We start from the raw sequence: 4853 nt of genomic DNA on the forward strand, positions 1-4853 counted from the left end.
GCCTCCCCCACCACCACCTGAACCCCGCACCGTTCCCGGTCTCCCCGCACAGCAAGGCCCGTACATGAGCACCGACAACAAGAACCGCGCCACCGCCGCCGCGATCCTGCCCCTCGTCGGCGGCGCGGCCAACGTCGACTCCGTCGCCCACTGCATGACCCGGCTCCGCCTCGGTCTCCGCGACCGCACGCTCGTCCAGGACGAGGCCCTCAAGGCCCTGCCCGACGTGATGGGCGTCGTCGACGACGAGACGTACCAGATCGTGCTCGGCCCCGGAAAGGTCGCCCGGGTCACCCCGGAGTTCGAGGAGCTGGTGGCGGAGGAGCGAGCGTCCGAGCCCGCGACTGCTCAGCCCCTCACGGCCGACGAACTGGCCGCACAGGGCGCCGAGTTGAAGGCGGCCCGCAAGGCGAAGAACCAGACGCCGGTCAAGCTGTTCCTGCGCCGGATCGCCAACATCTTCGTCCCCCTGATCCCGGCCCTGATCGGCTGCGGCATCATCGCGGGCCTCAACGGCCTCCTGATCAACCTCGGTTGGCTGCCCACCGTCACCCCGGCCCTGGCCGCCATCGCCTCCGGCTTCATGGCGCTGATCGCGGTGTTCGTCGGCTTCAACACGGCGAAGGAGTTCGGCGGCACCCCGATCCTGGGCGGCGCGGTCGCGGCGATCATCGTGTTCCCGGGCGTCGCGAACATCGAGGCGTTCGGCCAGAAGCTCTCGCCGGGCCAGGGCGGCGTACTCGGCGCGCTCGGCGCGGCGGTCCTCGCGACGTACATCGAGAAGTGGTGCCGGAAATGGGTGCCCGAGGCGGTGGACGTCCTCATCACCCCCACCCTCACCGTCCTGATCTCCGGCCTGGTCACGATCTTCGGCCTGATGTTCGTCGCGGGCGAGGTGTCCACCGCGATCGGTACGGCGGCCAACTGGCTCCTCGACAACACGGGCGCGTTCGCGGGCCTGGTCCTCGGCGGACTGTTCCTCCCCCTGGTGATGCTGGGCCTGCACCAGGCCCTCATCCCCATCCACACCACCCTGATCGAGCAGCAGGGCTACACGGTCCTGCTGCCCATCCTGGCGATGGCGGGCGCGGGCCAGGTCGGCTGCGCGATCGCGGTGTTCAAGCACCTGAAGAACAACACATCCATCCGTACGACGATCAAGTCGGCGCTCCCCGCAGGCTTCCTGGGCGTCGGCGAACCCCTCATCTACGGCGTCTCGCTCCCCCTCGGCCGCCCCTTCATCACGGCCTGCGTGGGCGGCGCGGCGGGCGGCGCGTTCGTCGGGTTCTTCTCGATGCTCGGCGACAAGGTCGGCTCGACGGCGATCGGCCCGTCCGGCTGGGCCCTGTTCCCCCTGCTCGACGGCAACAAGGGCCTCGGCAGCACCATCGCGATCTACGCGGGCGGCCTGCTCGTCGGATACGTCGTGGGCTACCTCGCCACGTACTTCTTCGGCTTCAGCAAGCAGATGCTGGCCGACCTGAACGCGGACGCGGACGCGGCGGCCGAGCCTGAGCCGGACCCGGCGACCCACCCGAAGGAACCGGCGCGGATCTGACCCCACGCCCCTCCGCACCCCACAGGAAGCCCCTTCCGGCACGACCGGGAGGGGCTTCTCACGGGTACGAGTCCCTCAAGGAGACCGCCCCCTGCTGCACAGCCCCGAGAACGCCAGGCGCCTGCCGGCCTCCATCGACCGCCTGGAGAACGGCGGCGGCACGGTCCGCGAGCTCGCCGAGTGAAGTTCGTCCGAGACGAGTCCAGTTGGGCGGACTACATCTGGTGGCAGCCCCAGGACCGCAAGATCCGCGGCCTGCCGCTACCACTACGAACGCTGAGCGGCGCGGCCTCCCCGTACAACGCCCGAGGGCGGCACCCCCCGGATGGGAAGTGCCGCCCTCGGTAAGGACGTTGATCAACCGAAGGGTCGATCAGAAGTCCATGTCACCGCCCGGCATGCCGCCCGGAGCGGCCGCGCCGGCCTTCTCGGGCTTGTCCGCGATGACGGCCTCGGTGGTGAGGAACAGCGCGGCGATGGAGGACGCGTTCTGCAGGGCAGAGCGGGTCACCTTCGCCGGGTCGATGATGCCTTCGGCGATCATGTCGACGTACTCACCGGTGGCAGCGTTCAGGCCGTGACCGACCTGGAGGTTGCGCACCTTCTCCACGACGACGCCACCCTCGAGACCACCGTTGACGGCGATCTGCTTGAGCGGGGCCTCAAGGGCGAGCTTCACGGCGTTGGCGCCGGTCGCCTCGTCACCCTCGAGCTCCAGCTTCTCGAAGACCGCGGAGGCCTGCAGCAGGGCCACGCCACCGCCGGCGACGATGCCCTCTTCGACGGCCGCCTTGGCGTTGCGCACGGCGTCCTCGATGCGGTGCTTGCGCTCCTTGAGCTCGACCTCGGTCGCGGCACCGGCCTTGATGACCGCCACGCCGCCGGCGAGCTTCGCGAGGCGCTCCTGGAGCTTCTCGCGGTCGTAGTCCGAGTCGGACTGCTCGATCTCGGCGCGGATCTGGTTCACGCGGCCGTTGACCTGGTCGCTGTCACCGGCACCGTCGACGATGGTGGTCTCGTCCTTGGTGATGACGACCTTGCGGGCGCGGCCCAGCAGGTCGACGGTGGCGTTCTCCAGCTTGAGGCCGACCTCCTCGGAGATCACCTCGCCGCCGGTGAGGATCGCGATGTCGTTCAGCATCGCCTTGCGACGGTCACCGAAGCCCGGGGCCTTGACGGCGACGGACTTGAAGGTGCCCTTGATCTTGTTGACGACCAGGGTCGACAGGGCCTCGCCCTCGACGTCCTCGGCGATGATCAGCAGCGGCTTGCCGGACTGCATGACCTTCTCGAGGAGCGGGATCAGGTCCTTGACGGAGCCGATCTTCGAGTTGGCGATGAGGATGTACGGGTCGTCGAGGACGGCCTCCATACGCTCCATGTCGGTGGCGAAGTACGCCGAGATGTAGCCCTTGTCGAAGCGCATACCCTCGGTGAGCTCCAGCTCCAGACCGAAGGTCTGGGACTCCTCGACGGTGATGACGCCTTCCTTGCCGACCTTGTCCATCGCCTCGGCGATGAGCTCGCCGATCTGCGAGTCGGCGGCGGAGATGGAGGCGGTGGAGGCGATCTGCTCCTTGGTCTCGACCTCCTTGGCCTGGTCGAGCAGGGCGGCGGAGACGGCCTCGACGGCCTTCTCGATACCGCGCTTCAGGGCCATCGGGTTGGCACCCGCGGCGACGTTGCGCAGGCCCTCCTTGACGAGCGCCTGGGCGAGAACGGTCGCGGTGGTCGTACCGTCACCGGCGACGTCGTCCGTCTTCTTGGCGACTTCCTTGACCAGCTCGGCGCCGATCTTCTCGTACGGGTCCTCGAGCTCGATCTCCTTGGCGATGGACACACCATCGTTGGTGATCGTGGGGGCGCCCCACTTCTTCTCGAGGACGACGTTGCGACCCTTGGGGCCCAGGGTCACCTTGACGGCGTCGGCGAGCTGGTTCATGCCGCGCTCGAGGCCGCGCCGTGCCTCCTCGTCGAACGCGATGATCTTGGCCATGTGAAGTGGTCCTCCCGGACGCGGTGAAAAACGCATACGGACCGTGCTGGTGCCCGCGACGGACGGCCTGTGAGCCTTGTGGTTCCTTGCCCCACGCGGCTCCCGGACCTCACCGACCCGATCCAAGTTCTGTCACTCTCACCTTCAGAGTGCTAACGCCAATGATTAGCACTCGCCCCCTACGAGTGCAAGCGCCTCCCAGGATTCGACGGCGTGCGCGGGCGCGCGCGGAACCGTGCCCGCGCACACGCACGAGGGGCCCGCATCCCTCTCGGGATGCGGGCCCCTCGGCGTGAGTGCGTCGGTGGTCGATCGCGCCTGGATCAGACGGCGAGCTTGACCATGTCCGCCTGCGGACCCTTCTGGCCCTGCGAGATCTCGAACTCCACTCGCTGACCTTCTTCAAGGGTGCGGTAGCCGTCCATCTGAATCGCGCTGTAGTGGACGAAAACATCCGCACCACCGTCGACCGCGATGAAGCCGTACCCCTTCTCCGCGTTGAACCACTTGACGGTGCCCTGAGCCATGCCTAACTCCCCTATTACTGGCCCTTGCACAGATCCGCACTTCGCGAACCCGGGTCAGACCTCACCCCCCAACTGGTGGAGGTGTGCGCCGGAACGCGTCGACCGCCGCTGAATGTATCTGCCCAACTGCCGTCTGCAACAGGTCAGTCGGACGAGAAATATGGGCGCGACCGATCGGCTCAACAGGGAGAATTCACCGGGTTCCAGGCCAAGTCGGGCCGGGCGAAGGGAACATATCGCGCGAATGGCTTGACCGCTTCGGTGGCAAGTCGTCAACACTCCGGGGAGTTCTCATATGCACCCGGCACTCGCGTGGCCGAAAAGCGGAACAGTATTCCCCACTGTATCGCGGCCAACCATGCAGAATTGCCCCCTCCGCTTGTGTGGAGAGGGCAATTCCGAAGTAATACTGCGTAATTCGGCCAGCCGGCCGGAGGGGCAGCCGGTCAGCAGCCGCCGGCGACCGCCGGGATGATCGAGACGCCGACGCCGTCCGGGGTGGCCGTCTCCAGGCCCTGCTCAAAGCGGACGTCGTCGTCGTTCACGTACACGTTCACGAAGCGGCGCAGCTTGCCCTGGTCGTCCAGGACGCGCGCGGCGATGCCCGCGTGGTTCTTCTCCAGGTCCGCGATGACCTCGGCGAGGGTCGCACCCTCGGCAGCGACCTCGGCCTGGCCGCCGGTGTAGGTGCGCAGGATGGTGGGGATGCGGACGTTGACGCTCATAACTCTCTCCATATTCAGCCCCTCCGGCGTTTGAGGAGCGGGGTCTG

At 67.6% G+C, this 4853-nt stretch carries 4 protein-coding genes; 1 reads left to right on the forward strand and 3 read right to left on the reverse strand.

Translation table 11 applies throughout. The features are described from left to right. The first annotated feature begins 64 nt into the window (after window positions 1-64). Complete coding sequence (locus GUY60_RS34565) at window positions 65-1558, forward strand: PTS transporter subunit EIIC (protein WP_161705163.1); 1494 nt, start codon at window positions 65-67, stop codon at window positions 1556-1558. A gap of 373 nt (window positions 1559-1931) precedes the next feature. Here the strand turns inward: GUY60_RS34565 and groL are convergent, their stop codons facing one another. The 3 genes from groL to GUY60_RS34585 form a co-directional block, all read right to left on the reverse strand. Next, window positions 1932-3554, reverse strand: coding sequence for a chaperonin GroEL (groL, locus tag GUY60_RS34575; protein ID WP_161705165.1), 1623 nt, complete (start codon window positions 3552-3554; stop codon window positions 1932-1934). A 323-nt stretch (window positions 3555-3877) separates the two neighbouring features. Further along, on the reverse strand, window positions 3878-4081 hold the full coding sequence (locus GUY60_RS34580) for a cold-shock protein (RefSeq protein WP_005315736.1): 204 nt from the start codon (window positions 4079-4081) through the stop codon (window positions 3878-3880). Between the two features lie 446 nt (window positions 4082-4527). Then, window positions 4528-4806, reverse strand: coding sequence for a MoaD/ThiS family protein (locus GUY60_RS34585; RefSeq protein ID WP_161705168.1), 279 nt, complete (start codon window positions 4804-4806; stop codon window positions 4528-4530). Window positions 4807-4853: the final 47 nt, after the last annotated feature.

It is taken from the genome of Streptomyces boluensis, from assembly GCF_009908195.1.
Lineage (GTDB): Bacteria > Actinomycetota > Actinomycetes > Streptomycetales > Streptomycetaceae > Streptomyces > Streptomyces boluensis.